Here is a 25495-nt window from a genome sequence, read left to right as displayed (position 1 = left end):
CGGGTCCGCGGGGTGCCGCCGGCCGGAGCCGTCCGCTCATCGCTGGGTGTCCTCCCCGAGCGCCTCGGCAAGGCCCTCGACGGTGGGGTTCCTGAAGACCAGGACCGGCGAGACCCGGCGCCCGAGCCGCTCGCTGAGCCGGCCCGCGACCGTGGTGATGGTCAACGAGGTGCCGCCGACGTCGAAGAAGTCGTCCTGTGGCCCGAAGTCCTCCTCGACGCCCAGGCACTCCCGCCATACGTCGGCGACGAGGAGCTGCTGCTTGGTGACGGCCCGGCGGGTGACGGGGGCCGCGGCGGACACCGGACGTGGGTCGGGCAGGGCGTCCCGGTCGACCTTGCCGTTCGGGGTGAGTGGGATCTCGTCGATCACGGTGTAGCTCTGCGGCAGCATGTACGGCGGCAGCCGCTCAGCCAGGTGGGCGCGCAGTTCCGCCGGGTCCGGGGCGGGCCGGTCGGGCCGCTCGGGGATCAGATAGGCCGCCAGCTGGTCCGCACCGGTGCTGGTGCGGCGCACGGCCACCACGCAGTCGGCGCAGGCGGGGTGGGCCTGGAGCGCGGACTCGATCTCGCCGAGCTCGATGCGGAAACCGCGCACCTTGACCTGGTGGTCGTTGCGGCCGAGGAAGACCAGGTTTCCGTCCGGCAGCAGCCGGACCACGTCGCCCGTGGCGTACATACGGGCGCCGGGTTCCGCGGCGTACGGATCGGGCAGATACGCCCCCGCCGTGCGGGCCGGCCTGCCGAGATAGCCGCGGCCGACCGCGCTGCCGCCGACGTACAGCTCGCCGCGGCAGCCCGGGGCCACCGGGCGCAGCCGCGGATCCAGCACATAGAGGCGCGCGTTGTCGGTCGCGCGGCCGAACGGGACGCTCGGGCGATGGCCGTGCCGGTCGAGCAGCTCCTCGGTGATCGGGCAGAACGCCGAGGTGACGGTCGCTTCGGTGGGCCCGTACTCGTTGAAGACCTGGCATCCCGGCGCGGTGGCGGACAGGATGCGGCGGGCCACATCGTGCGGCACGGCCTCGGCGCCGGTGAACACCAGGCGCACGGAGGCGAGCCGGGGAGCGGGATCCGTACCGGACTCCAGCAGGATCCGCATCTGCGAGGGCGTCGCGTTGAGCGTGGTGATACCGCGCTCGGCGACCTCCCGCAGGAACTCCTCGGGGTCGTAGGCGGCGGTGGGGCTCGCCAGGTGCAGTTCGGCGCCGGACACCAGGCACTGGAAGATCTCCCAGACCGAGTTGTCGAACGCCACCGAGTGGTTGAGCAGGGCCCGGTCCCGCCCGGTGAGCCGGCACAGCCGCTGGTTCCACTCCAGGAACCCGGTGATGTTGGCGTGGGTGATCGCGACGCCCTTGGGGTTGCCGGTCGAGCCGGACGTGTAGATCACATAGGCGAGGTGATGGGGTTGTGCCTCCTCGACCGGCCCGGGGGCCGCCCCGGGTTCCTGGTCCACCGCCACCAGCCGCACACCGTCGCCGAACAGGGCCGAGGCGGGGTGTCCCGGGTCCGCGACGACCAGGCGTACGCCCGAGTCGGCCAGCAGGTACCGCAGCCGGTCCGGCGGGTAGCCGGGGTCGAGCGGGACGTAGGCGCCGCCCGCTTTCACCACGCCCAGCAGGGCGACCACCAGCTCCACCGAGCGTTCCAGGCAGACGCCGACCAGGCTTTCCGGGCGCACGCCCTGGGCCCGCAGCTCCCGGGCCAGGGCGGAGGCCCGCGCGTCGGTCTCGGTGAACGTCAGCGACCGGCCGTCGCCCACGACGCAGCGCGCGTCCGGCGTGGCCCGCACCTGGCGGTCCCACAGGCGGACCAGGGTGGTCGGCTCGGGCAGTGGCTCGGTCCGGTCGCCGATGGCGAGGGCGCGCAGCTCATCGGCCGAGACGAGCTCCAGCTCGGACAGCCGGGCCGTGGCGCCGGACACCATCTGCTCGATCACCCGCAGGAAGTGCCGGCCGAGGCCCCGGACGAAGTCGGCGTCGAACAGGTCGGTGGCGTACTCGATGGAGACGCTGAGGTCACCGGCCCCGGTGGCGTGGTCCGTCACATCGAGGGCGAGGTCGAAGCGGGCGGTGCCGAGCCGTCCCTCCAGCTCCTTGCGGTCGTACAGCTCGGTCAGGTGACCGGCCCTCGGCTCCTCGTGCAGGGCGAACAGCACCTGGAAGAGCGGGTTGCGGCTCAAGTCGCGCTCCGGGCTCAGCCGCGCCACCAGCTTCTCGAAGGGCAGCTCCTGGTGCGCGTACGCCTGCCGCGCGACCTCGCGGACGCGGCCCAGCAGCTCGCGCCAGGTCGGGTCGCCGGACAGGTCGGTGCGCAGAACGACGGTGTTCACGAAGTAGCCGACCACTTCGTCCAGTTCGGGGCGCGGCCGGCCGCCCGTCAGGGTGCCGACGGCGACGTCGCTCTCGTCGGCGTACCGGCCGAGCAGCACCTGCAACGGGGCCAGCAGGCCCATGAACAGGGTGACGCCCTCGGCCCGGCACAGCGCGCGCAGCCGGTGCGCCAAGTCTTCGGGCACGCGCAGCAGCTCGCGACGGCCGCGGTGGCTCGCGACGGCCGGCCGGGGGCGGCTGGTCGGCAGCTCCAGGACGGGCACGCCGGACAGCCGGGCGCGCCAGTGGTCGAGCAGCCGCTCCAGCTCGGCCCCGGTGAGTCGGTCGCGCTGCCAGGCCGCGTAGTCGGCGTACGTCACGGGCAGCGGTGCCGGGGCGGGGCGGCGGCCGGCGGCGAGCTCCGTGTAGAACTCGCCCAGTTCCCGCACCATCAGGTCCATCGACGCGCCGTCGCAGGCGATGTGGTGGATTGTCAGCAGCACGATGTCGCGGCTCGGGGTGCGCAGCACGTCCGCGCGCAGCAGCGGTGGGCGGTCGAGGGCGAAGGGGGCGCGGATCCGCTCGGTCAGCAGCGCGTCCAGGTCCTCCTCGGCGACCTCGATGAGGCGCGGCGGCACCGAGGTCGCCTCGCGCGGTTCGGGGCGGACCCGGCCGTCGACGGTGGAGCAGACCAGGGCGGTGCGCAGCGCCGGGTGCCGGTGCGCCAGCGCGGACAGGCATTCCTCCAGCAGCGCCAGGTCGACGCGCCCGCCGGGCAGGCCCAGGGCGACCGGCAGGTGGTAGGCGGGCACCGCGTCGTTCAGCTGCTCGAAGAACCAGATCCGCTCCTGGCCGAAGGAGAGTTCGGCGGTTCCGGCCGTGGGGATCGGCTCGTCGTCCGAGGGCGCCACCCCGTCCAGGGCGGCGGCGAGCGCGGCGGGTGTCGGATGCGCGAAGACCGACTGGGAGTCGACCGCCACGCCGAGCTCCGCACGCAGCCGGGCCACCGCCCGTACCGCGGTGAGCGACTGGCCGCCCAGGCCGAAGAAGTCGTCGTACGGGGACACCTCGCCGAGCCCGAGCACCTCGGCCCATACGCGGCGCACCGCCGCGGTGTGCGGCGGCAGCGGGGCGTCGTCGGGCATCGGCCCGCTCGCCCGGACCGGGCTGTGCGGGATCCGCCGCACGGCGCCGCGGTCGGCCTTGCCCGCGGCGGTGCGGGGCAGGGTGTCGAGCACCGCGTAGCCCTGGGCCACCATGTGGGCGGGCAGCCGCCGCGCGAGGTGGTCACGGACCTGACGGGGCAGGTCCCCGGACACGTCCCTGGCGCCGGGCGCGGGCACGAGGTACGCCACCAGCTGGTCGCCGCCGGGCGCCTCGCGGTCGACGACCACCACCGCGTCCGTGACCAGGGGGTGGCTGCGCACACAGGCCTCGATCTCGCCGAGCTCGATGCGGAAGCCGCGCACCTTGACCTGGTGGTCGTCGCGCCCCAGCACCTCCAGGGTGCCGTCGGCGGACCACCGGGCGAGGTCGCCGGTCCGGTACAGGCGCCCGTGGCCGTCCCCGAACGGATCGGGCACGAACCGGTCGGCGGTCAGCGCGGGCCGGTTGAGGTAGCCGCGCGCCACGCCCGCGCCGCCGATCCACAGCTCGCCGGTGACTCCCGGGCCGGCCTCCCGCCCGATCTCGTCGACGACGTACAGCCGGGTGTTGGACAGGGCCGTACCGACCGTGACCCGGTCGGCCACGGCGTCGATACGGGCGGCGGTGGCCCACACCGTCGCCTCGGTCGGCCCGTACAGGTTCCACAGGGTGCCGCCGGTGGCGAGCAGGTCGCGGGCCAGCCGCGGATCAAGTGGCTCACCGCCCGACAGCAGGACCCGGCCGTGCCCGTCCGTCCAGCCGGACGCCAGCAGAATCCGCCAGGTGGTGGGGGTCGCCTGGACGACGCTCACACCAGCCTCGGCGATGGTGGCGGCCAGCAGCTCGGGGTCGGTGTTGGCGGCGCGCGGGGCCATCACCACCGTCGCTCCCCGGGTCAGCGGCAGGAACAGCTCCAGCGCCGAGATGTCGAACGACAGCGGGGTGAGCGCGAGGACCCGGTCGTCCGCCCCGAGACCGGGCCGTTCGGCCACACTCCGCAGGAACGAGGCGATCGCCGCGTGGTCGACGGCCACACCCTTGGGCAGGCCGGTCGAACCGGAGGTGTACATGACGTAGGCCAGGTGGTGCGGGTGTACCACCGGGGCCACGGGTGCGACGGGTTCCGCGGGGAGGTCCTCGACCAGCAGGACGTCGGCCGCGCCGGACGCCAGGGCCCGCGCGCGGTGGTCCGCGTCGCACAGCCACAGCCCGGCGCCCGAGTCGGTGGTCATATGCCGCAGCCGGTCGGCCGGATAGCTCGCGTCGAGGGGAAGGTACGCGGCGCCCGACTTCAGGATGCCGAGCAGGGCCACGACCATCTCGACCGAACGGCCGAGACAGACGCCGACCAGGTTCTCCGGCCCGATGCCGCGCGCCTGTAGCTCGGCGGCGAGTACCGTGGCCCGGCGGTCCACGTCGGCGTACGTGGCGCGGTGTGCTCCCGCGACGACGGCGACCGCGTCGGGTGTCGCGGCTGCCTGCCGCTCCCACAGTGCGACCAGGGTGGTCGGCGCCATGAACGGATCCCTTCTCAGCCCCGTGCGGGGAAGGTACGCGTGATCGTCTCTGCCAGCTGTCGTTCCGCGCCCCGCACATAGAGGTGGGGGGCGCCAGGGAACAGGTGCAGTTCGAAGTCGGCCGAGGTGTGCTCGCGCCAGCCGGCGAGCTCCGTCCCGTCGACACTGTCGTCGTCCGAGCCGGCCAGAACGGTCAAGGCACAGGGCAGGGGTGCCTCGGGCCGGTGGGTGTAGGTCTCGCACAGCGTCAGGTCCGCGCGCAGCAGCGGCAGCAGCAGCTCCTGCAACTCGGGGTCCACGCCGTCGAATTCGGCCGTGGCGAGCAGCTTGTCATCGGGCAGCGTGTGCCGCGGGTCGCGGTCCGGCAGGCCGGGGGCGCGCATGCTCGACAGAAACAGGCGGTCGGGCAGGCGGGTACCGAGTGCGCGTAGCCGCCGGGCCGTCTCGAAGGCGATCAGGGAGCCCATGCTGTGTCCGAAGAAGGCGTACGGCAGGTCCGTGTGGTCCGCGATGAGCGGCGCGAGCGTGGCCACGGCGTCGTCCAGGGACGTCAGGGCCGGTTCGGCGAACCGGTTCTCCCGGCCGGGCAACTGGACCGTGCAGACCTCGACGGTGTCCGGCAGGTGCGCCGCCAGCCGGTAGGCGGAGGCGCCCGCCCCGGCGTGCGGGAAGACGAACAGGCGCCGCCGCGCGGTGAGTTCACGGCCGCCGAGCCCGCGCAGCCAGGCCGTCGCGAGGGCGTCAGCCGTCATCGTGAGGCCCGTACGGAGCGCGGGGTCAGGTCGGTCCACACCTGCTCGATGTGGTCCAGGCACTCCTGGCGGGTGCCCTGCGCGCCGGTGGCCGTCCAGCCGGCGGGCAGCTCACGGTCGGCGAACCAGACCGAGTACTGCTCCTCGTGGTTCACCACGACGACGTACCGGTCCCCGGCGGGGCGCGGGGCGGCTGAGGCGCTCATGCGTCAGACCCCCACTCCGGTGAAGAAGTCCCCCTCGCGGTGGCCCCGGCCCGCGGCGACTACCCGGTCGTGCACCCACTTGCCGACGGCGAGGTCGAGTACGCCGAGTCCGAACGGTGAGAAGACCGCCGGGCGTCCGTGGTCCCGGCTCAGCCGTCCGCGCAGCAGGTCGGCGAGGGTGCCGTCGATGAAGTCCCGGTTGCCGGTGCGCTGTTCGGTCAGGTGCAGCGAGGTGCGCTCGCGTACGGCGTGGTCGACGTCGTCGGTGAAGTTCTGGGCGGCGAGGATCATCTCGGGGGCGAGGTCGCGCAGGGACAGGTGCAGGACCACCGGGTTGTGGGCGAGCAGCCCGGGGTCGTGCAGATGCGGTTCGCCGGCCACCGTGGTGAGCACGACCAGGTCGCAGTCGGTGAACACCTCCTCCACCGTTTCGGCGACCACGATCTCGGCCTCGGTGTGCTCGGACACGACCGCGGCGAAGCGGTCCGCCGCCGCCGGGTCGAGGTCGAAGAGCCGGAAGCCGTCGATCTCCCAGTCGAGATCACGCAGGAACCGCCATACGTGCTGGGCGATCAGCCCCGTGCCCACGATGCCGACTCGGCGGGCACGGCGCGCGCCGAGCAGCGTCTGCGCGCCGAGCACCGCGGAGGCCGCGGTCCGCGTCGCCGAGACGATGGAGGACTCCATGCAGGCGAACGGATAGCCGGTGACGCAGTCGTTGAGGATCAGCGTGGCCGAGGCACGGGGGATTCCATGCCGTGTGTTGTCCGGGAAGCTGGCGATCCACTTGTTGCCGGCGACCTCGAACTCGCCGCCCAGATAGGCGGGCAGGGAGATGATGCGCGACCGGCTCTGATGGGGGAAGCGCAGGAACGAGCTGTGCGGGTTCGAGCTCTGTCCGGCGTCGTGCGCGAGGTAGGCGGCACGGACGACGTCGATGAGCTCCGGACGGTGACGATCCGTCTCGGCGGCGATGTCGCCCGCGCCGATCACGGTCATGGGCGGCGGGGCCAGAGTGGACACGGGGTGGTGCTCCTTCAGTTGACGGCCAGGGTTTCGACGCCGGGGGGCTGTACCGCCTCCGCGCGCAGCTGCTGGACCCATGTGGGGTCGTAGACGGTCTGGGCGTAGGCATGGCCGCGGTCGGCGGCGATGAAGGCGACCCGGGGACGGTGCGCGCCGGGACGGTGACGAGCGAAGTAGTCCTGGACGGCGGCATAGGTGCTGCCGGTCGAACCGCCCGCGTACAGGCCGTACTTGGCGGCCAGAACGCCGCAGGCCTCCACGGCGCGCGCCTCGGAGACGATCTCGACCTCGTCGATCAGCGCCTGTCCGCACAGCGGCGGCACGATGCTGGAGCCGATACCGGGAATCCGCCGCTCCTTCGGCGGGCCCCCGAAGATCACCGAGCCTTCGGCGTCGACGGCGACGACCACGCAGTCCGGATACGTTTCCTTGATCCGGCGGGAGAGCCCGGCGATCGTGCCGCCCGTGCCCACGCCGACGAAGAGATAGTCGAGCGGGCCGGCCTGCGCGATCAGCTCGCCCGCGGTGAAGTGGTAATGCGCCTCGCGGGCATCCGGATTGGCGTACTGGTTGGGCCAATAGGCCGAGTCGAGTTCAACCAGCAGTTCCTGCACCCGGGACAGCCGATTCTTCAGATAGCTGCCCGTCACATCACGGATGGATACCTTCTCCACCCGGTCGCACAGCAGGCGGAGTTGGGCTTCGGTGGCCTCGTTGCAGTTCGGGTCGATGACCGGGACGAAGGAGATGCCGAGCATCCGGCAGTAGAAGGCCAGGGCCAGCGCGAAGTTGCCGGACGACGACTCGACCACCGTGGTGTCGTGCGCTATCTCGCCGCGACCGATTGCCTGTTCCAGAATCCACAGTGCCGAACGGTCTTTGCTACTTCCCGTGGGATTGCAGAATTCCAGCTTGGCGACAATGTCGCACTGCTCGTCCGTCAGGGGAATCAGCGGGGTTCCCATGAGGCCCCTGCGAATTTGCCTTGTCCGTTCGATCAGAGATTGATCAGCACGCCTGTGGAGCATGGGCCGAGTGTGGCACGGGATCGGTCTTGGCGGCTCAACCGCGACTCAAGTGCGCCGCGACAAAGGCTTGGTGGGAGAAAAGAGTGGGGCTGTTCGGCGACCACGACGGACGGTTGAACAGCCCCACGGACCTCAGCAGTACGGCTCCCAGAGCTCGTACTCCAGGGCGTCGGAAATCGCGGGCGAGGAGTCGCGCAGACGGGCGAGGAGAGCGCGGTTGTGCTCGCGGATCTCCTCGTCGTACCCGGCCAGCGGGCTGTCCTCGGACAGGTCCAGCAGCCACAGCGGCCGGAGCGTCGCGCCGCGCAGCGCCTTTCCCTCCGCGGTCTCGGTGCCCGCGTGAATCCAGCGCACTCCCGGGAGCCGCGCCGCCATGTAGTAGGTGAGATTGAAGTACTCGGCGGCCGAGAGGAGTTGGTCGTGGTCGAGGCCGAGCCCCCGCAGGTACACGGTGTCGCCCAGGCGGTAGTACAGGCAGAAGCCGACGGGCGGTTCGCCGGGGCGCGAGCACAGCACCACTTCGGCCCGGGAACCGGCGAGCTCACCCTGCTTGCGGAAGGACTCGGCCATCGGGGGAACGTCGACAGTTCTGCCGTATCGCGCCAACGAACGGGCCAGCAGCCGGGCGACGTCCTGCCAGGACTCGGCGAGCGTCCGGTGCTCCAGCTCGTATCCGGCCCTCTCGAACTTCCGTATCTCGCTGCGGATACGGCGGGCCCGGTGCGCCGAAAGCGACCCCAGCCAGGCGCGGTAGCCGCCGGGCGGGACTTCGATCCAGGCGTCGGTCGTCAGCGCTACCGGGGCGGTCCGCACCCCCGCCGCGCGCAGCGTCCCCACGTCCTCGGTGGTCAGGTACATCGCCACGCGGGCGATCTTCGACTCCTCGTGCAGGGGGGAGCGCAGCGCGCGGACCGCGTCGAGCACCGCGGCGGCGGCCTCGGTCCGATCGGTTCCCTCGCCGGTCAGCAGGTGCGCCAGATAGCCGCGGCGCTGGCCGATGAGCAGACCGCCCGGCTCGGGGGCCGGCAGGCCGCGCGCGGTGAGCAGGTCGTGCCACCGCAGGCCCGGGGTGGGCTCGTCGGTCACCGCCGCCACGGGGATCGCGGCCCGGCCGCCGCCCGGGGTCTCCACGTGCAGTCCGCCGGAGACCGAGCCGGGGTCGAGGGCGCACACCCGCAGCCACAGCGCCGACGAAAGGAACCTGTCGTCGGCGAGCCGGTCCCACTCGGTGTCACCGAGCCCGCCGATGGCGTCGGCGAAAGTGTCCGTCGTGGCGGTCATGGCCCCTCCTGAAATAAACGTTCCCCCATGGCTGTAGAACCATTTCTTTCGGGTGTTTCAAGTATTCCCAGTACTAACACAGATGGTCCGTGTCCACAGGGGCCGTTGGCTCACAATTGAGCCGCGATTGAGTCGCTCGGGAGACCGGGGTGAAACAGTGGCCCCTGCGGGCCGAGGAGCCCAGTCACCAGCGAGCAGGGAGATGTCATGTCGGCGGAGCGAGTAACAGCCCAGTACAACGAGGAGTTCCGCATACCGGGCAGTGACTTGCGTACGGTCGCCCAGCACGTCAAGGACTACCCGACGCTCGCATCCTGGCCCGGTGAGTATTTGGCCAGGCCCCTCTTCGTCGCCGAGCGTGAGATTCGTGAGTTCGCCGATGACGTGCGGTGTCTCGTCGAAATACTCTTTTCCTTGCCGGACCGGATGTTCGGCGGCGATCTAGACGCATTCCGGTCGGTGCTCGGCATCAGCGACGGCCGCTGGGAAGTGATACGGCGGTTCGGTGACCTGGTGCCACCCTACTATGGCCGGGCCGACATGTATCACGACGGCACCTCATTCAAACTCCTCGAAACCAATCTGGGGAGCGAGACCGGCGGCTGGGGCCTCGCGAGTGAGATGTCCCGGGCGACGATGGAGGTCGACGCCTTCGCCGACTTCGCGCGCCGGAACCGGCTCGGCTATGTGCATCCCGTTCGCGCCGTGGTGGAGGCGCTGCGCCGCTTCGGCGCCCGGGTGGCACCCGGGCGTGAGCCGGTGGTGGCCCTGCTGGAATGGCGTGGCGGTCTGAAGGACTACGGCGAGCTCTGGCTGAACTTCCAGTCCGCACTGCGCTCGGCGGGCCTTGACATCCTGGTGGCCGAGGTCTCGGACGTACACGAACGCGGCGGCGCGCTCTACCTCGGGGACACGAAGATCGACGTGGTCTACCGCTCCTTCGTCCCGGACCAGATCGCCGAGGAACCCGGCGGCTGGGACGTGGTCGCACCCCTGCTGAACGCGCACCGGGCGGGCGGGACGCTGCTGTGGACCCCGCTTTCCAGCACCGTGTTCGCCAACAAGGCCTGTATGGCGCTGATTTCGGACCCGGCGCGGCGGCGCGACCTCGGCGAGGACGAGTGCCGGACCATCGACCGGGTGCTGCCCTGGACCCGGCTGATCAACACTGACGCGCTCAAGACGGACACCGACCTCATCGACGAATGCCTGGAGCGGCGCGAGCAGTTGATCCTGAAGGTCAACGCGCGCGGCGGCGGAGTCGGCGCCGTGGTGGGCTGGGAGACGGACGACGCCACTTGGCGGCGGGCTCTGGAGGACTCCGCCGCCGAAGGGTGTATCGCACAACAGAGGGTGATCCCCCGGTCCGAGCTCGTGGTGGACCCGGTATCCGGGGAAACCGAGGAATGGCATGCGGTCTATGGCATGTTCTACACCCCGCAGGGTTGTGCGGGAGCGGACGCCAGGGTGGTGCCGGCCGGGTCGGGCGGCATCATCTCGGGCATGTCTCATGCCAGGGCGCGCGCCGCGGCCGTCTTCCACCAGAGCGAGCCGCCCGCCGGGGGCGAAGTGCCTGCCGCGGGCGAATCGCCCGTCGATGCGGCGAAGTAGAGAGAAGCCATGACGCCGCGGCATTCCCCCGCGCCTTCGGCGTGGCGGCGGATTCAGACGGCCTGGGGTCTGCCGGACCTCGTGGGAAAGGGCCGGTTCGTCACGGCCAATCTGATCGACAGTCTGGGAAACGGGCTGGTGATGGCGTTCACCGTCGTCTTCTTCGTGAAGACGACGTCGCTGTCACTGGTCGCCGTCGGCGCCGCGCTGACCGTCGGGCAGTTGCTCGCCCTGCCCGTTCCGCCCGTTATCGGGCTTCTGATGGACAGATACGGTCCGCGCATCGTGGTCGCCGCGGGCAACTGGATCTCGGTGGCCGGATTCATCGGCTTCCTGTTCTCGCACGCGGCCTGGCAGATCGTGCTGTGGCAGTTCGTGGTGCAACTGGGTTCCAACGCCTTCTGGATGGGCAACAGTCCGCTCATCGTGCTGGTCGCCCGGGGCGTCGAGCGGGCCCGCTGGTTCGGCTTCGTCCGTGCCCTGCGCAATGTCGGCGTCGGATTCGGCGGCGCCGCGTCCGCGGTGGCCCTGAGCATCGGGACCGTCACCGGGCTGCGGGCGGTCATGGCGGTCAACGTGGTCTCCTTCGCCGTCGCGGGCTGGCTCGTGATCACCTTCCGGGGCGCGGACCCGAGCGAGGCGGCCGACGCCGGGCCCGCGGAGCCGAAACCCGCCGAGCCGGAGCAGTCGACGGGCGAAACCACCGGACGGCCCGCGGGCGGCTATCGCACCGTGCTGAAGGACACCCGGTATCTGCGGCTGGTCGGGGCGAACATCTCCTTCGTCTTCGCTTCCACGGTGGTATCGGTGCTGCTCGCCGTCTACGTGGCCGACAACCTCGACGTCGGCGCCTGGATCGTCGGCGTGCTCGTCGTGCTGAACACGGTGATGGTCGCGCTGCTCCAGACGCTCGCCAGCCGGTGGATCGAGGCGCGCGGGCCGGCCACGGTGCTGGTGCTGGCCCTGCTGCTCAACGCGGCGGCGTTCGCCGTCTTCGGCACACTGCTCGCGCTGCCCGGCTGGGCGGTGATCGCCGGGCTGCTGATCGCGATGGTGCTCTACACCGTGGCCGAGATCCTCAGCTCGCCGCCGACCAGCGAACTGAGCGTGGTGATGGCGCCCGAGCATCTGCGCGGCCGCTATCTGGGCGTCTACCAGATGTCCTGGTCGGTCGGCGGTGCCCTGGCCCCGGCGCTGCTCACAGCGCTGTTGGAGGGCGGTGCCGCGCTGCCCTGGGTATTCCTCACCGCGATCAGCGTGCTGGCCGTGCCGCTCGTGCTCGGGCTCGACCGGCGGCCCGCGGCCATGGGCGAGGCCGCACCGGCCGGGGACGTGGCCGCACCGGCCGGGGACGTGGCCCCCGTGGAGCACTTCGACGGCGGCCCCGTCGGCTGAGTTTGCCCGCGCCTGTTGAGCGGGCGGATTCAGCTTTCGGTCAGCCCGGTCGAGCGGGCGTACTTGGCGGGCGTCTGGCCGTAGGTCTTCTTGAAGATCCGGATGAAGTGGCTGCTGTCGGCGAACTGCCAGTGGGCGGCGAGCTCCGAGACGCTCAGCCTGCCGGCCGATGCGATGAGAGCGCGGCGGGCCTCTTCCAGCCGCCGGTGGCGGATGTAGGCGATCAACGACTCTCCCGCCACGGTGAACGCCCGCTGCAAGGTGCGTAAGGAGACGTTGAGTTCACGCGCCAGCATCGTGGGAGAGAGCTCGGGGTCGGTGAGGTGGCTGTCCGCGAGATCCTTCGCGGCCTGGGCGAGCGCGGGAGCCAGTCCGGGCTCCACATCGTCGAACCGGCGCCTCGCCACCGCCTGGGCCAGTTCGAGCAGGGTGCTGTGGGCGGCTTGCACACCGGCCGGGCCGAGGTCGGCCATGGTCTCGTACACCATATTCGCGTGGGCCACCAGCAGGCGTACTTCGGCCGAATCCGCAGGCCCGGTGACGGCCCGGTTCCCCAGCAGGGGTGTGAGCGACGCGGGGGGCAGGAGGATGATCTTCACCGCCGTCTGCGGCGCCGCCTCGAAGCGCCACGGCTGCCCGACGTGCCGGAGGAGGAACTGCCCGGCGGCCACGGTGTGCCGGTCCCCATCGCGCGAACCTTGCAACAGCCATGCGCCGCGTTCCACGACGTACATCCGTACCCGATCCTCCACGCCGCCCAGGGCGTGCTCGGTCCGGATGGCCGACATGCTGTGGAGATCGGTGAACGCCACGTCGCGGACCTTGGCGGCGCGGCTCCTGACCCGGAAGTCACCGGTGACGTCCCGGTTGGAGCTCCGCAGTGGCAAGCCATCGCCGAGCTCCGCATCCCACTCGCGCTGGTAGGCCTGGAAAAATCCTTGTGGTGCCGCGCCCGGGACGGTGGAGTCCACGGAGAACAGCCCGCGCGATCCATCGCCCACCCCAGCGCCGTTCGTCATCCGCCGGTCCCTTCGCCTGTGTTGCTCCGGCTTTGTCTTATGGCGGTCATATTCCATCAGACGGCGGTGTGGTTCAAGTTCGTGTTATATGCACCTTCCTGGGCCGCGAAACAGGGCAACCCCGGGCTGTTCCGGGCCGGATGAAGGTCCGAGCAGACCGCTTGGCCAGAACCTCACTAGAACTCCGCAATGTACTCGTCGATCAGCCGCAGAATAGTCCGCAGTCACATACTTTGCGGTGGAAAGCAATTGGGTTGTCCGACGTGAGGTGATGCCTGCCGTGGAGAGCTATGAACTGGACGCCCGCGAAGACGAGCTCAGAAGACTGGAGGAGGCTGTAGGCCAGGCGGGCAACGGCCGGGGCGTGGTGGTCACCATCACCGGGCCGATCGCCTGCGGCAAGACCGAACTGCTGGACGCGGCCGCCGCGAAGAGCGACGCCATCACGTTACGCGCGGTCTGCTCCGAGGAGGAACGGGCCCTCCCGTACGCCCTGATCGGACAGCTCATCGACAACCCGGCGGTCGCCTCCCAGGTGCCGGACCCAGCCGCCATGGCCCTCCCGGGCGAGCACCTGTCGCCGGAGGCCGAGAACCGGCTGCGCGGCGACCTCACCCGTACCCTGCTGGCGCTCGCCGCCGAACGGCCGGTGCTGATCGGCATCGACGACGTGCACCACGCCGACACCGCCTCTTTGAACTGCCTGCTCCACCTGGCCCGGAGGGTCGGCCCGGCCCGGATCACCATGGTCCTCACCGAGTTGCGCCGGCTCACCCCTGCCCACTCACAGTTCCACGCCGAGCTGCTCAGCCTGGGGCACCACCGCGAGATCGTACTGCGCCCGCTCAGCCCGAAGCACATCGCCGAGCTGGCCCGCGCCGGCCTCGGTCCCGACGTCGACGAGGACGTGCTCACGGGGCTGTACCGGGCGACCGGCGGCAACCTGAACCTCGGCCATGGGCTGATCAAGGATGTGCGGGAGGCCTGGGCGACGGGCGGGACGGGCATCAACGCGGGCCGCGCGTACCGGCTGGCGTACCTCGGTTCCCTCTACCGCTGCGGCCCGGTCCCGTTGCGGGTCGCACGGGTGGCCGCCGTGCTGGGGGAGAGCGCCAACACCACCCTGGTGCGCTGGATCAGCGGGCTCAACGCGGACGCGGTGGGCGAGGCGACCGAGATCCTCACCGAAGGCGGCCTGCTGCACGACCTGCGGTTCCCGCATCCGGCGGCCCGTTCGGTCGTACTCAACGACCTGTCCGCCCGGGAACGCCGCCGACTGCACCGGTCCGCTCTGGAAGTGCTGGATGACGTACCCGTTGAAGTGGTCGCGCACCACCAGGCCGGCGCCGGTCTCATGCACGGCCCGAAGGCCGCCGAGATCTTCGCCAAGGCCGGCCAGGAGCTGCATGTGCGCGGCGAGCTGGACGCCGCGTCCGACTATCTGCAACTGGCCCACCACGCCTCCGACGACGCCGTCACCCGGGCCGCGCTGCGGGTCGAGGCCGTGGCGATCGAGCGCCGCCGCAACCCGCTGGCCTCCAGCCGGCACCTCGACGAGCTGACCGTCGCCGCCCGTGCCGGTCTGCTCTCCCCCGAGCACGCGGCGCTGATGATCCGCTGGCTGGCCGCCGGCGGGCGGTCCGGCGAGGCGGCCGAGGTGCTGGCCGCGCAGCGCCCGCGTGCGGTCACCGACCAGGACAGGGCCCACCTGCGGGCCGCCGAGGTATCGCTGGCGCTGGTCAGCCCGGGCGCGTCCGGCGTCAGCCCGGGCGCGTCCGGCCCGGATCGGCGGCCGCGTCCGCTCCCGCCGGATGAGCTCGCGAACCTGCCGAAGGCGGCCCGGCTTTGTGCGATCGCCGATAACGCCGTCATGTCGGCCCTCCACGGTCGTCCCGAGCTTGCCGCGGCCGAGGCGGAGAATGTCCTGAAGCACGCTGACTCGGCGGCGGACGGCGCCACCGCCCTCTCCGCGCTGACGGCCCTGCTGTACGCGGAGAACACTGACACCGCTCAGCTCTGGGCCGACAAGCTCGTCTCCGAGACCGGGGCGTCGCACGAGGAGGAGGCGGGCTACGCGGGGCCGCGCGCCGAGACCGCGTTGCGCCGCGGCGACCTGGCCGCGGCGGTCGAGGCGGGCAGCGCCATTCTGGACCACCGGCGGCTGTCGTTGCTCGGCATCACCGCCGCGCTACCGCTGAGCAGCGCGGTAGCCGCCGCCGTCCGGCTGGGCGAGACCGAGCGGGCGGAGAAGTGGCTCGCCGAGCCGCTGCCGGAGGCCATCCGGGACAGCCTGTTCGGCCTGCACCTGCTCTCGGCGCGCGGCCAGTACTGCCTCGCGACGGGCCGGCACGAGTCGGCGTACACGGCGTTTCGCACCTGCGGGGAACGCATGCGAAACTGGGGCGTTGACGCGCCCGGTCTGTCCCTGTGGCGCGTCGACGCCGCCGAGGCGCTGCTGCACGGCCGCGACCGCGACGAGGGCCGACGGCTCATCGACGAGCAGCTCACCCATGCGATGGGACCCCGTTCCCGCGCTCTGACGCTGCGGGTGCAGGCGGCGTACAGCCCGCAGACGAAGCGGGTCGACCTGCTCGATGAGGCGGCCGACCTGCTGCTCTCCTGCAACGACCAGTACGAGCGGGCGCGGGTGCTCGCCGATCTGAGCGAGGCGTTCAGCGCGCTCAGGCACCACAGCCGGGCGCGGGGACTGCTCCGGCAGGCCCGGCACCTGGCCGCCCAGTGCGGCGCGACCCCGCTGCTGCGCCGACTCGGGGCCAAGCCCGGAGGCCCCGGCTGGCTGGAGGAATCCGGCCTGCCGCAGCGGATCAAGTCGCTGACCGACGCGGAGCGGCGGGTGGCGTCGCTGGCCGCCGGCGGCCAGACCAACCGCGTGATCGCCGACCAGCTCTTCGTCACGGCCAGCACAGTGGAGCAGCACCTCACGAACGTCTTCCGCAAGCTGGGAGTCAAGGGTCGCCAGCACCTGCCGGCCGAACTCGCCAACGCGGAATAGCCGCAGCAGAACAGCCGCGCACGACACGAGACCGCGCCGCTCGGGAAGGGGGAACGGGCGGCGTGCGGTCAGGCGTCCTCGCGACGGGCGACGACCTGGTAGATGTCGGTGCCGGCGAAGAGCGGCTCCTGTTCGCTGAGGACCGTGAAGCCCTGCCCGCGCAGCAGTGTGAGTACCTCGTCGAGCCTGCCGTCGATGTCGTGCACCTCGGTGACGACCTGGCGGACGCGCGGCCAGTCGGCCGCGTCGATCCCGGCCATCACCTGCCGCTCGTTCTTCTCCACATCGATCTTGAGCAGGCCGATCGAGGTGATGCCCCGCTCGGCGATGACGTCGGAGAGGCGAACGACGGAGGTTTCGATCACCTGGCTGGTGTCCGGCAGCTCGGCCAGCATCCGGTCGGCGGCCTCGGCACTGTACCCGCCGTTGATGGCGAGCCTGCGCAGCAGCTCCGCGCGGGTCGCCGGATCCGGGTGGAAGCCCGACATCATCGTGGTGTCCGTGTAGAACGTCATCTTGCCGCGGCCGGCCACGTCCGAGACCGCGCACTGCTCGAACCGGCCCGCGATGCCGTACCGCTCGGCGTTGGCCCTGAGCGCGGCGTACGGCACCGGCGCCGGCTCGAAGGCGTGCACCGTGACACCGGGGCACTCCAGGTGGGCGAAGAGCGAGAACATGCCGATGTTCGCGCCGACGTCGAAGACCACGTCACCCGCTCGCAGTTCGAGGCCGCGCCGCAAGTAGCACCGCTCGGTGAAGATCTCCTGGTAGAGGAAGCGCGCCTCGCCCGGGTTGACGTGTGCGACGGTCTTGCCGTTCGGCAGCGTGATGGTCTGTACGGACGCGCTCACTCCGCTCCCCAGGTGACCCGCAGCTCGGCCGGGCTGAACAGGCCCAGACCCTCGTTCATCGGCACGTCGCCGGCCAGCCGCACGTCCGGGAAGCGCTCGAACAGGCGCAGCGCGGCGACCTTGATCAACACCCGGGCGAGGTGCTGCCCCGGGCACTTGTGGATGCCGTACCCGAAAGCGAAGTTGTGCTCGGGCTTGCGGGTGATGTCGAACGTGTCGGGGTCGGCGAAGACGCCGGGGTCGCGGTTGGCCGTCGAGTAGAGCGGGATGACGTTGTCGCCGGCGCTGATCGTCTGGCCGTGCAACTCGACGTCCTCGACGCAGACCCGCGGCACACCGAGCTGGTTGAGCGGCAGGTAGCGCAGCAGCTCCTCGACCGCCCCGTCGATCAGGTCCGGGTTCTCCCGCAGAGCCGCCCGCTGGTCGGGATGGGAGAGCAGTGCGTACAGGCAGTAGCCCACCATCTGCTGCATCGAGTCGTGCCCGGCGAACAGCAGCGTGGCGAACACCCCGGTCGCCTCGTCGTCGCTGAGCAGGATCTCGTCCTCGCCGGCCTCGGCCAGCCGGTGGAGAAGCTTGTCGCCCGACTGCTCCCGCTTGGCACGCACCAGCGCCAGGACGTGACCGAAGAATTCGTCGGTCAGCCTCTTGATGCTCTCCATGTCGGTGCCGCCCTCCATGGCCCGCATCTGGCCCTCCAGTACGGGCCCCTCCTCCTCGTTCAGGCCGTAGAGGTCGTGGATGGCCAGGGACGCCAGGCGCTTGGCGTACCCGGGAACCAGGTCGGTGCCGGGACCGGACGCCTCGATGTCGTCGAGGCAGGCGTCCGCCGCCTGGATGATGAACTCCTCCTGCTTGCGGGCCGCCCGCAGGGTGAAGTCCCGGGCGATCTTCTGCCGATAGCGGTTGTGCTCCGGCGAGTCCATCCCGGAGAACCAGCCCGGGCGCCGCTCGCCGAGTATCCCGGACGGCGCCGCCGAGCTGAACCGGGGGTCGTTGGTGACCAGCTTGATGTCCTCGGCCGCGGCCACGAGCCACTGCTTGACGCCGAAGAGTTCATGCGCGCCGATCGTGCCCGTCTCCAGGAGCGTGCGGTGCCCGTCCTGGATCGAGAAGGGGCAGCGCGCGGCGGGCGTGCTCTCTTGCTGAGCTTCGGTGCTCATCGGTGGTCCTCCCAGGTCATCTCGGCGGGGTCACGCCACCACACCCTCGATCTCGACCAGCAGATCGGTGCGGGCGATGTCGGTGTGCAGTACGGCAACCGTGGCCTCGCGGGAGAGGCGCTCGGCGCAGATCCGACGTACGGTCGAAATGTCCTCACGGTGGCGTACGTAGACCTTCAAGTGGTCGACGTCGGCGAGGGCGTAGCCCCGGCGGAGCCCGTGCCGTCCCAGGTTCTCGGCACCGATCACCCGGGCGATGTTCTCAAGCGACACCTCGCATTGCGCGGCGACGTCGCCGTGGTGCACCGTCTCGTGACCGAGGATGCCGGCGGTCGCGGAGACGAAGAGCCGGCCGTCGTCCGTCCCAGGCGGCGAGAGCCAGGTGGCGCGGGCGAAGACCGGCGGGCGCGGGCCGTACCGCTGCGGGTAGCGGTGAGCCGTGAGCACGGCCGGGTTCTCCATGTTGACCCGGTCACCGGTGCGTGCGGCGATGAAGTAGCACGTGATGCCGCCGCCGTGGGCGCCGATTCCGGTCGCCGCCGGCATGGTCGCCGGGTCGATCCCGCGGGCGTCCAGCGCCTCGGCGCGGCCCACGCAGAAGTCCCGGTAGACCTCCAGGCCGTCGGCGTTCGGCGTGTTGATTCCGCTGACGTAGTTCCAGGTGCGGGCCAGACTGGGGTACCCCAGTGTCCCGATCAGGTCGAAGATTCCGGTGTAGACGGCCGCGGTGCCGGCCGCGTACCGGTCGCCCTCGGGCACCCGGGCGACGCCGAAGAGGTAGTCGGCCGTACGAGCCCAGGCGACGCCCCCGTGGCTGCCCGATTCCTTCGGTCCCTCCGCGTGCCACGCCTCGGCGAACCCCTCGTCCTCGCGAGTCGTCGTGTGCACGGCCGTCCGGGGATAGCCCTCGGCCAGTGAAACTCCGGTGTGTCCAGCGCGGTGTTCGATGACGCCAAGAAGTGTTTCGTCGCCCTCGAGTTCGGACGCCCCGAGCTTCTCGAAGCGGCTGTACGGTGCCGTGGCCGGCGGAGTCAATTGCCTCACCCTTCCCCGCCGTTCCCCGGCGCGTACCAGGAAGAAAATACGGGCGCGTCAGATCCCGCAACCCCCTACAAACGGCCACCCGGAGCTGCGGAATCATCCAGGGGGGAGTTGGGGGGGTGAGGGTTGTCAACCGACTGCTAGCGTCGCCGATGTCCGCTCGTGACCTGCCTTGCGTGCCGGCGCCGGTGAGGACGAGATCCCTGAGACCCCGCCGGGTCAGGCGCACGAAGGAGAGGTGACATGCAGACCAAGGTTCTGTGCCAGCGTGACATCAAGCGGATCCTCTCGGTGGTCGGCCGCGACGTCATCATGGATCGGCTGATCAGCGAGGTGCACAGGGGCTTCGCACGGTTGGGCCGCGGTGAGACCGACGAGCCGCCACCGCGCACCGGCTTCGCCCGCGGCGGCGACGTTCCGGGCGTCATCGAGTTCATGCCGCACCGCGCGTCGGGCATCGGTGTGACGATGAAGACGGTCAGCTACAGCCCGCAGAACTTCGAGCGCTTCAACCTGCCGACCATCGTCGGGACCGTGTCGCGGCTCGACGACGACAGCGGAAGCATGGTCGCGCTCGCCGACGCCGGCACCATCACCGCCATGCGGACCGGCGCGGTCGCCGCCGTCGCCACCCGGCTGCTCGCCCGGCCGGGCAGCGCCACCCTCGCCCTGATCGGCGCGGGCGCCCAGGCGGTCACCCAGGCACACGCCCTCAGCCGCGTCCTCCCGCTGGAACGCCTCCTGATCAGCGACATCAAAGTCGAGCACGCGGAGTCGTTCGCCGGCCGGGCCGCGTTTCTCAAGCTGCCCGTCGAGGTCACCGACGCGGCGACCGCGATGGCGACCGCGGACGTCCTGTGCACCGTCACCTCGGTACCGGTCGGCGGTGGGCCGGTGGTGTCGGCCGCACCGCGCCCGGCACATCTGCACGTCAATGGCATCGGCGCGGACGAGCAGGGCAAGACCGAACTGCCCAAGGCGCTGCTCGACGACGCGTTCATCTGCGTCGACCACCCCGGGCAGGCCCGCACCGAGGGCGAGTTCCAGCAGCTGCCCGATCGGGAGCTCGGCCCGTCACTGGCCGAGCTGTGCGCGGCCCCCGAGACCGCCGCCCCGCACCGGGAGGGCCTGAGCGTCTTCGACTCGACCGGCAGCGCGTTCGCCGACCACATCGCCCTCGACGTACTGCTCGGCTTCGCCGACGAGCTCGGCCTCGGCCGCAAGATGGCCATCGAGTCGACGCCCGAGGACGTCCTCGATCCGTACTCGCTCTAGTGGTGACCGACCATCTCGCGCGCGCTCATCCACCAGAGCAATGATCGAACCAATCCGGCGAATTCGGAGACCCGCATGATCCAACCCGATGTCGTGACCGCCTTCACCAGCGGTATCGAGGACATCAACCTCGATGAATCCGGCACCCCGCAGGCGGAGAAGAAGGCCGCCACCTTCAAGTCCGCCAGCTCCTCCATCTACGACTTCGCCGCCGGCATGTCCGCGAAGGGCGAGCTGTGGAACTGGGGCGTGCACGATTCCGAGTTCGTCGCCGAGATCGAGGCCAGGCTACCCGGTTTCACCGAGTACGGCACCGACGGATTCAGCGAGCAGCTCTACTACCTGGCCCTGCGCGACCTTCCGAAGGGCTTGGAGAGCTGCGACGGCCGGACGGTCCTGGAAGTCGGCTGCGGGATGGGGGAGGGGCTCAACTTCCTCTCCCGCCTCGTCCCCACCGCCCAGATGACCGGGCTGGACCTGGCACCGAAGGCGATCGCCAGCGCCACCGCCACGCTGTCCCGCGGTGACACCCTGCGGTTCGTCCAGGGCGACGCCGAGGAACTGCCCTTCGAGGACGCCTCGGTGGATGTGCTCGTCAACATCGAGAGTTCGCACACCTACCCGAACCTGGGACGTTTCCTGCGGGAAGCCGCGCGGGTGCTGCGCCCGGGTGGCGCGCTGTCGCACATCGACGTGTTCACACGGCAGCGCCTCCAGGCGATGCGGCGGATCACAGCGGAGATATCCGAGCTGGAGTGGGTCAGCGATCACGACATCTCCGAGCAAGTCCGTGCCGCGGTGCGCCGGCGGATGGCCCCGGACAGTCGCCTCCGCCGCAACCTGAACAAGCAACGGATGAACTGGCTTGCGCGCACGCTCACCCTGCACAGCCAGATCACGGTGTTCGGCGGCACGTTCGCGGACTACCAGCCGCCCGCTTCGGTCAAAATGCTCAGCCGATTCGGCCTTGTGCCGAAGATGGACAGCCTGCCGATGGAAAGCTACCGGCACCAGATCGCCGTCCGCGTGTGAACGGAGACAAGTAATGTCGACGACCGATCCGGGGGAGACCCGTAAGGCCTGCCCTTATCCTTTCGCCGAAATGCGGCGACTCGAGGTCCACCCCGAGTACAACCGGCTACGGGACGCCGGTGAGCTCGGCCGGGTCCGGATGCCGTACGGCGGGGAGACCTGGCTGGCCACCAGCTGGGAGGACGTCGCCAAGGTGTTCGTGGACCCGCGGTTCAGCCGCAGCGCGACGCTCGGCAAGGACGTGCCCCGGGTCCTCCCGGCGATCCAGGACCAGCCGGTCATCATGCTGATGGACCCTCCGGAACACACCCGTCTGCGCCGGCTGGCGACCAAGGCGCTGACCAGCCGCCGGATGGAGGCCCTGCGCCCGCGCACCCAGGAGGTCGCCGACGATCTGATCGACAAGATGCTGGCCAAGGGCGCCCCGGCCGACCTGATGGAGGACTTCGCCCTGCCGCTGCCGATCATCATGATCTGTGAGCTGCTGGGGGTGCCGGTCGAGGACCAGAACAAGTTCCGGACCTGGTCGGACCAGATGCTCTCGAACGGCGCCTACCCACAGGAAGTCGTGATGGCGGCCGGCCAGTCGCTCTACCTCTACCTCTCCGAGCTGATCGCGGAACGCCGCAAGCAGGACACCAACGACCTGCTCGGGTCGCTGGTGCGGGCCCGTGACAAGGACGACCGGCTCAGCGAGACGGAGCTGGTCGGCTTCGCCGTCACGCTGCTGATAGCGGGGTACGAGACCACCGCCAACGCGATCGGCAACAGCGTCTACACCCTGCTGACCCACCCGGAGAAACTCGCCGAACTGCAAAAGGACCTCTCGCTGATCCCGAAGGCGGTCGACGAGCTGCTCCGGATCATCCCGATCGCCAAGCAGGCGAGCTGGGTCCGGATGGCGGTGGAGGACGTCGAGCTCAGCGGCACGATCGTCAAGGCCGGTGAGGCGGTGGCGATCCAGACGTACTCGGCCAACACCGACCCCAAGGTCTACGACCATCCGGACGAGATCGACTTCCACCGGCCCAGCAACCCGCACATGTCCCTCGGGCACGGCGCGCACCACTGCATGGGCGCTCAGCTCGTCCGGGTGGAGATGCAGACCGCGCTCGGCTCGCTCATCTCCCGCATCCCGGCGCTGCGGTTCGCGGTGCCGGAGCCGCAGATCAACTTCCTGCGCGGGCGGCTGGTGCCCAGCCTCGAAGCGCTGCCCCTGGCGTGGTGAGCGGCATGGCGCGATGGGAGCTGTGGATCGACCGGAGCGAATGCATCGGCTCGGCCGTCTGCGTGGCCAGCGCGGGCGCGTACTTCGAGACGCACGGGCACCAGTCGCGCGCCCGCGCGAGCGAGATCGACGCGGACGAGCATGTGATCGCGGTCGCGCAGGCCTGCCCGTCGGGGGCGATCCACGTCCGGGTCAAGGAGACCGGCGAACTGCTCGAACCCCAGGACTGAGCCAAGGACTGAGCCAGGACTGAGGAGGCCGTCCGTGCGGCTTGTCGTCATACGTCCGAGGGACGGCCTCACAGAGCCCGCCCCTCGGACGTATGACGACGGCTCACGCCTCCAGGGTGGCGACGATCGACTGTGTCCAGCCGTTCGGCCCGGCCGACTCGTGATGGTCGATGGTGAAACCGTTGTCTTTCAACCTGTCCACCAGGCCGCTCCCGAACACCTCGGGGGCAAACTTCGGCTCCATGACCTTCATGAAGAGATCCATCGTCCACCCGTACTTGGTCCGGCGGTCGAGATCGACGATGACGAAGCGGCCTCCGGGCTGGAGTACCCGAACGGACTCGCGGATCGCGCTGAGGCGGCCCGCGGTCGGGACCTCATGCAGACCGAAGGCCGACATCACGGTGTCGAACGAGTTGTCCGGGTAGGGCAAGGCGGCGACGTCACCCTCGACCAGGGTGACGTTGTCGACCCCCCGCGAGGCCAACTTGCGGCGGCCCACCGCGGTCAGCTCGGGTGACAGATCGATGGAGGTGGCCTGTACCTTCGGATGCCTTTCGGCCAGCATTCGCGATGCGAATCCGGTCCCGCCGCACAATTCCAGTACGTTTTCGATGCGGCCGCCCTCGAGGAGGCGCATCAGTACGTCGTAGGGGTGGCCCTGAAGGCGCGGATTGACAGCTTCGAGGAGCTGTCCGGCAAATTTGAACTTTAGACGGTTGCCCATTCCATCATTTCCTTAATGATTCTTGCCCGGCCGATATGTCAAGTACGAGTAGACGCGTCACATGGGACGTCCTCTTACTCGTCCCCGGTCTTCCATTTTGCTGAGAGCTTTTCCAGTAGTACGGAGATGGCCTGGCGTTCCGCCGCGGTCATGTCGACGGCTTCTGTATCCAGTTCGTTGATCTCTTCCAGAAGTGCACAAACGCCGGCCGCGTCAATATCGGAGTCGAGCAGCGCATCCAGGTGCGAGGCCAATTCGGCCGACGTGGGGTGCTCGAACAGCAGAGTGGACGGCAGGTCGAGTCCGGTGGCCTTCGACAGCCGGTTGCGCAGCCGAACGGCGCTGAGCGAGTCGAATCCCAACTCCAGGAAGGACGAGTCGTCGAGTATGACGCCGGGGTCGGTCATGCCCAGGACGCTCGCCACCTCCATATGAACGAGTTCCAGCATGGTGCGGGGCTCATCCGCATAGGAGGGCTCGTCATACTCACCGTCCTCCTCCTCGACCACGGGCGCCACAGCTGTGGCGCCCGTGGCGTCCGGGGCAGCGTCCGGGGCCAGCCAGTAGGACTGGTGCTGGAACGGATAGACCGGCAGATCCACCGCCCGGCCGCCGGACAAGACCTTCGCCCAGTCGATCGCCGTCCCGCCCGCGTACAGCTCCGCGATGGCCGTCATCAGACAGACGTCCTCCGGCGACCGCGGGCGCAGCACGGCGTGGAACGAGGCGTCGCCGCCCAGACACTCCATCCCGGCCGACGCGAGCGCCCCGGAGGGCCCTATCTCGACGAATGTGCCCACCCCCCGTTCGGCCAGTTCGCGGACGGCGTCCTGGAAGCGGACGGGTTGCCGGACCTGACGCAACCAGTACTCCGGCGTGCCCATCTCATCCGGATCTATCAGCTGCCCGGTCACGGTCGACACCACCGGCAGCGCCGGGGCGGAGAACTTCAGGGATTCCAGTGCCGTACGGAACTCATCGAGCGCGGCCTCCACATGGCGGGAGTGGAAGGCATGGCGGACCCTCAGTTTCCTGGCCTCTCGCCCGGACGCCGCCCACGCGGCTTCGAAGCCCGCCACCGCGTCCGGCTCACCCGACACGACGACGGCCTCGGGGCTGTTGACCGCCGCCAGATCCAGCGCCGCACCGGTCTGGTCGAGGAACGCCCTCACCTCTTCCTCGCCTGCCCGCAGTGCGACCATGGCCCCCGGCGGTGTCGCCCGCAGCGCCCGCCCCCGGGCGACGATCAAAGTGGTGACGTGTTCGAGCGATAGCATCCCGCTTGCGTACGCGGCGGCTGCCTCACCGATGGAATGCCCGGCGACGAAGTCGGGGCGCACGCCCCAGTCCTCCAGCAGCCCGAACAGCGCGACCTCCATCGCGAAAATGCCCGCTTGCGCGTAGAGGGTGTCATCCACGAGTTCGGCCGTCGTCGAACCGCCCTCACCGAAGTAGACGTCCGTCAGCGAGTGGTCGAGGTGTTTGTCGAACCCGGCGCTCACCGTGTCCCAGGCACGGGCGAAGACGGGGGAGCTGTCGTACAGCTCCTTGCCCATTCCCAGCCGCTGGGCGCCTTGCCCGTCGAACAGGAAGGCAACGCGCCGGGCCTTGGCGGTCGCGGTCGTGAGGCCGGGCCAGGA

18 protein-coding genes and 1 pseudogene are annotated in these 25495 nt (G+C 70.3%); 7 read left to right on the top strand and 12 right to left on the bottom strand.

Annotation, left to right across the window (positions count from 1 at the left end):
* Positions 1-36: 36 nt before the first annotated feature.
* The 6 genes from ACJX2R_RS10325 to ACJX2R_RS10300 all read right to left on the bottom strand — a co-directional run bounded on the left by ACJX2R_RS10325 (position 37) and on the right by ACJX2R_RS10300 (position 9270).
* Complete coding sequence (locus tag ACJX2R_RS10325) at positions 37-4977, bottom strand: amino acid adenylation domain-containing protein (protein WP_413099817.1); 4941 nt, start codon at positions 4975-4977, stop codon at positions 37-39.
* A 14-nt stretch (positions 4978-4991) separates the two neighbouring features.
* Positions 4992-5729 (bottom strand): thioesterase II family protein, encoded by a 738-nt coding sequence (locus tag ACJX2R_RS10320; protein WP_413099816.1) that lies wholly within the window; start codon positions 5727-5729, stop codon positions 4992-4994.
* Positions 5726-5935: an MbtH family protein gene (locus ACJX2R_RS10315; RefSeq protein ID WP_413099815.1), complete on the bottom strand. Its 210-nt coding sequence runs from the start codon at positions 5933-5935 to the stop codon at positions 5726-5728. The genes ACJX2R_RS10320 and ACJX2R_RS10315 overlap by 4 nt, the downstream gene beginning before the upstream one ends.
* Before the next feature lie 3 nt (positions 5936-5938).
* Positions 5939-6934 carry a 2,3-diaminopropionate biosynthesis protein SbnB gene (gene sbnB, locus ACJX2R_RS10310; RefSeq protein WP_413105817.1) on the bottom strand — a complete coding sequence of 332 codons (996 nt, stop codon included), beginning with the start codon at positions 6932-6934 and terminating at the stop codon, positions 5939-5941.
* Positions 6935-6972: 38 nt separating this feature from the next.
* A complete protein-coding gene (gene sbnA / locus ACJX2R_RS10305; protein WP_413099814.1) occupies positions 6973-7926 on the bottom strand; it encodes a 2,3-diaminopropionate biosynthesis protein SbnA in 954 nt (317 codons plus the stop codon).
* Between the two features lie 195 nt (positions 7927-8121).
* Positions 8122-9270: a GNAT family N-acetyltransferase gene (locus ACJX2R_RS10300; protein ID WP_413099813.1), complete on the bottom strand. Its 1149-nt coding sequence runs from the start codon at positions 9268-9270 to the stop codon at positions 8122-8124.
* 207 nt (positions 9271-9477) lie between these two features.
* Here ACJX2R_RS10300 and ACJX2R_RS10295 point away from each other — a divergent pair, with 207 nt between their 5' ends.
* Positions 9478-10881 (top strand): hypothetical protein, encoded by a 1404-nt coding sequence (locus ACJX2R_RS10295; RefSeq protein ID WP_413099812.1) that lies wholly within the window; start codon positions 9478-9480, stop codon positions 10879-10881.
* A 9-nt stretch (positions 10882-10890) separates the two neighbouring features.
* Complete coding sequence (locus tag ACJX2R_RS10290) at positions 10891-12276, top strand: MFS transporter (protein WP_413099811.1); 1386 nt, start codon at positions 10891-10893, stop codon at positions 12274-12276.
* Positions 12277-12305: 29 nt separating this feature from the next.
* Here the strand turns inward: ACJX2R_RS10290 and ACJX2R_RS10285 are convergent, their stop codons facing one another.
* Complete coding sequence (locus ACJX2R_RS10285; protein ID WP_413099810.1) at positions 12306-13295, bottom strand: helix-turn-helix domain-containing protein; 990 nt, start codon at positions 13293-13295, stop codon at positions 12306-12308.
* Between the two features lie 280 nt (positions 13296-13575).
* Here ACJX2R_RS10285 and ACJX2R_RS10280 point away from each other — a divergent pair, with 280 nt between their 5' ends.
* On the top strand, positions 13576-16308 hold the full coding sequence (locus ACJX2R_RS10280; RefSeq protein ID WP_413099809.1) for an AAA family ATPase: 2733 nt from the start codon (positions 13576-13578) through the stop codon (positions 16306-16308).
* A gap of 68 nt (positions 16309-16376) precedes the next feature.
* Here the strand turns inward: ACJX2R_RS10280 and ACJX2R_RS10275 are convergent, their stop codons facing one another.
* The 3 genes from ACJX2R_RS10275 to ACJX2R_RS10265 are packed head-to-tail and all read right to left on the bottom strand — an operon-like array spanning position 16377 to position 19357.
* Positions 16377-17159: an FkbM family methyltransferase gene (locus ACJX2R_RS10275; RefSeq protein WP_262703200.1), complete on the bottom strand. Its 783-nt coding sequence runs from the start codon at positions 17157-17159 to the stop codon at positions 16377-16379.
* Positions 17156-18322, bottom strand: coding sequence for a C9 hydroxylase cytochrome P450 (locus tag ACJX2R_RS10270; RefSeq protein ID WP_413099808.1), 1167 nt, complete (start codon positions 18320-18322; stop codon positions 17156-17158). The genes ACJX2R_RS10275 and ACJX2R_RS10270 overlap by 4 nt, the downstream gene beginning before the upstream one ends.
* Positions 18323-18352: 30 nt before the next feature.
* The gene (locus tag ACJX2R_RS10265; RefSeq protein WP_413099807.1) at positions 18353-19357 is read right to left on the bottom strand and encodes an FkbO/Hyg5 family chorismatase; all 1005 of its coding nucleotides are present in this window, start codon (positions 19355-19357) and stop codon (positions 18353-18355) included.
* Positions 19358-19606: 249 nt separating this feature from the next.
* Between ACJX2R_RS10265 and ACJX2R_RS10260 the strand changes: the two genes are divergently transcribed.
* From ACJX2R_RS10260 to ACJX2R_RS10245, 4 genes are all read left to right on the top strand, one after another.
* Positions 19607-20638, top strand: a complete 1032-nt coding sequence (locus ACJX2R_RS10260; protein ID WP_413099806.1) for an ornithine cyclodeaminase family protein — start codon at positions 19607-19609, stop codon at positions 20636-20638.
* A 75-nt stretch (positions 20639-20713) separates the two neighbouring features.
* Complete coding sequence (locus tag ACJX2R_RS10255) at positions 20714-21670, top strand: class I SAM-dependent methyltransferase (protein WP_413099805.1); 957 nt, start codon at positions 20714-20716, stop codon at positions 21668-21670.
* Between the two features lie 70 nt (positions 21671-21740).
* Positions 21741-22898, top strand: coding sequence for a cytochrome P450 (locus ACJX2R_RS10250; RefSeq protein WP_413099804.1), 1158 nt, complete (start codon positions 21741-21743; stop codon positions 22896-22898).
* A 5-nt stretch (positions 22899-22903) separates the two neighbouring features.
* Positions 22904-23128 carry a ferredoxin gene (locus tag ACJX2R_RS10245; RefSeq protein ID WP_262703206.1) on the top strand — a complete coding sequence of 75 codons (225 nt, stop codon included), beginning with the start codon at positions 22904-22906 and terminating at the stop codon, positions 23126-23128.
* A gap of 103 nt (positions 23129-23231) precedes the next feature.
* On the opposite strand, the gene ACJX2R_RS10240 is transcribed toward ACJX2R_RS10245, so the two are convergent.
* Together ACJX2R_RS10240 and ACJX2R_RS10235 are read right to left on the bottom strand one after the other, a co-directional pair.
* A complete protein-coding gene (locus ACJX2R_RS10240; RefSeq protein ID WP_262703207.1) occupies positions 23232-23855 on the bottom strand; it encodes a class I SAM-dependent methyltransferase in 624 nt (207 codons plus the stop codon).
* 74 nt (positions 23856-23929) lie between these two features.
* Positions 23930-25387: pseudogene (locus ACJX2R_RS10235) on the bottom strand (acyltransferase domain-containing protein); the annotation flags it as partial.
* Between the last annotated feature and the right edge of the window lie 108 nt (positions 25388-25495).

This window comes from Streptomyces sp. Inha503 (assembly GCF_047215865.1).
GTDB classification, from domain to species: domain Bacteria; phylum Actinomycetota; class Actinomycetes; order Streptomycetales; family Streptomycetaceae; genus Streptomyces; species Streptomyces lycopersici.
The sequence above is the reverse complement of the archived record's forward strand: the minus strand, read 5'-3'. Positions and strand labels throughout refer to the sequence as shown.

What these genes read in the sequence shown, in the direction of transcription:
- ACJX2R_RS10325 (WP_413099817.1), bottom strand. Translation starts at nt 4,977, where the DNA reads ATGGCGCCGACCACCCTGGTCGCACTGTGGGAGCGGCAGGCAGCCGCG.
- ACJX2R_RS10320 (WP_413099816.1), bottom strand. Translation starts at nt 5,729, where the DNA reads ATGACGGCTGACGCCCTCGCGACGGCCTGGCTGCGCGGGCTCGGCGGC.
- ACJX2R_RS10315 (WP_413099815.1), bottom strand. Translation starts at nt 5,935, where the DNA reads ATGAGCGCCTCAGCCGCCCCGCGCCCCGCCGGGGACCGGTACGTCGTC.
- sbnB (WP_413105817.1), bottom strand. Translation starts at nt 6,934, where the DNA reads ATGACCGTGATCGGCGCGGGCGACATCGCCGCCGAGACGGATCGTCAC.
- sbnA (WP_413099814.1), bottom strand. Translation starts at nt 7,926, where the DNA reads ATGGGAACCCCGCTGATTCCCCTGACGGACGAGCAGTGCGACATTGTC.
- ACJX2R_RS10300 (WP_413099813.1), bottom strand. Translation starts at nt 9,270, where the DNA reads ATGACCGCCACGACGGACACTTTCGCCGACGCCATCGGCGGGCTCGGT.
- ACJX2R_RS10295 (WP_413099812.1), top strand. Translation starts at nt 9,478, where the DNA reads ATGTCGGCGGAGCGAGTAACAGCCCAGTACAACGAGGAGTTCCGCATA.
- ACJX2R_RS10290 (WP_413099811.1), top strand. Translation starts at nt 10,891, where the DNA reads ATGACGCCGCGGCATTCCCCCGCGCCTTCGGCGTGGCGGCGGATTCAG.
- ACJX2R_RS10285 (WP_413099810.1), bottom strand. Translation starts at nt 13,295, where the DNA reads ATGACGAACGGCGCTGGGGTGGGCGATGGATCGCGCGGGCTGTTCTCC.
- ACJX2R_RS10270 (WP_413099808.1), bottom strand. Translation starts at nt 18,322, where the DNA reads ATGAGCACCGAAGCTCAGCAAGAGAGCACGCCCGCCGCGCGCTGCCCC.
- ACJX2R_RS10260 (WP_413099806.1), top strand. Translation starts at nt 19,607, where the DNA reads ATGCAGACCAAGGTTCTGTGCCAGCGTGACATCAAGCGGATCCTCTCG.
- ACJX2R_RS10255 (WP_413099805.1), top strand. Translation starts at nt 20,714, where the DNA reads ATGATCCAACCCGATGTCGTGACCGCCTTCACCAGCGGTATCGAGGAC.
- ACJX2R_RS10250 (WP_413099804.1), top strand. Translation starts at nt 21,741, where the DNA reads ATGCGGCGACTCGAGGTCCACCCCGAGTACAACCGGCTACGGGACGCC.
- ACJX2R_RS10245 (WP_262703206.1), top strand. Translation starts at nt 22,904, where the DNA reads ATGGCGCGATGGGAGCTGTGGATCGACCGGAGCGAATGCATCGGCTCG.
- ACJX2R_RS10240 (WP_262703207.1), bottom strand. Translation starts at nt 23,855, where the DNA reads ATGGGCAACCGTCTAAAGTTCAAATTTGCCGGACAGCTCCTCGAAGCT.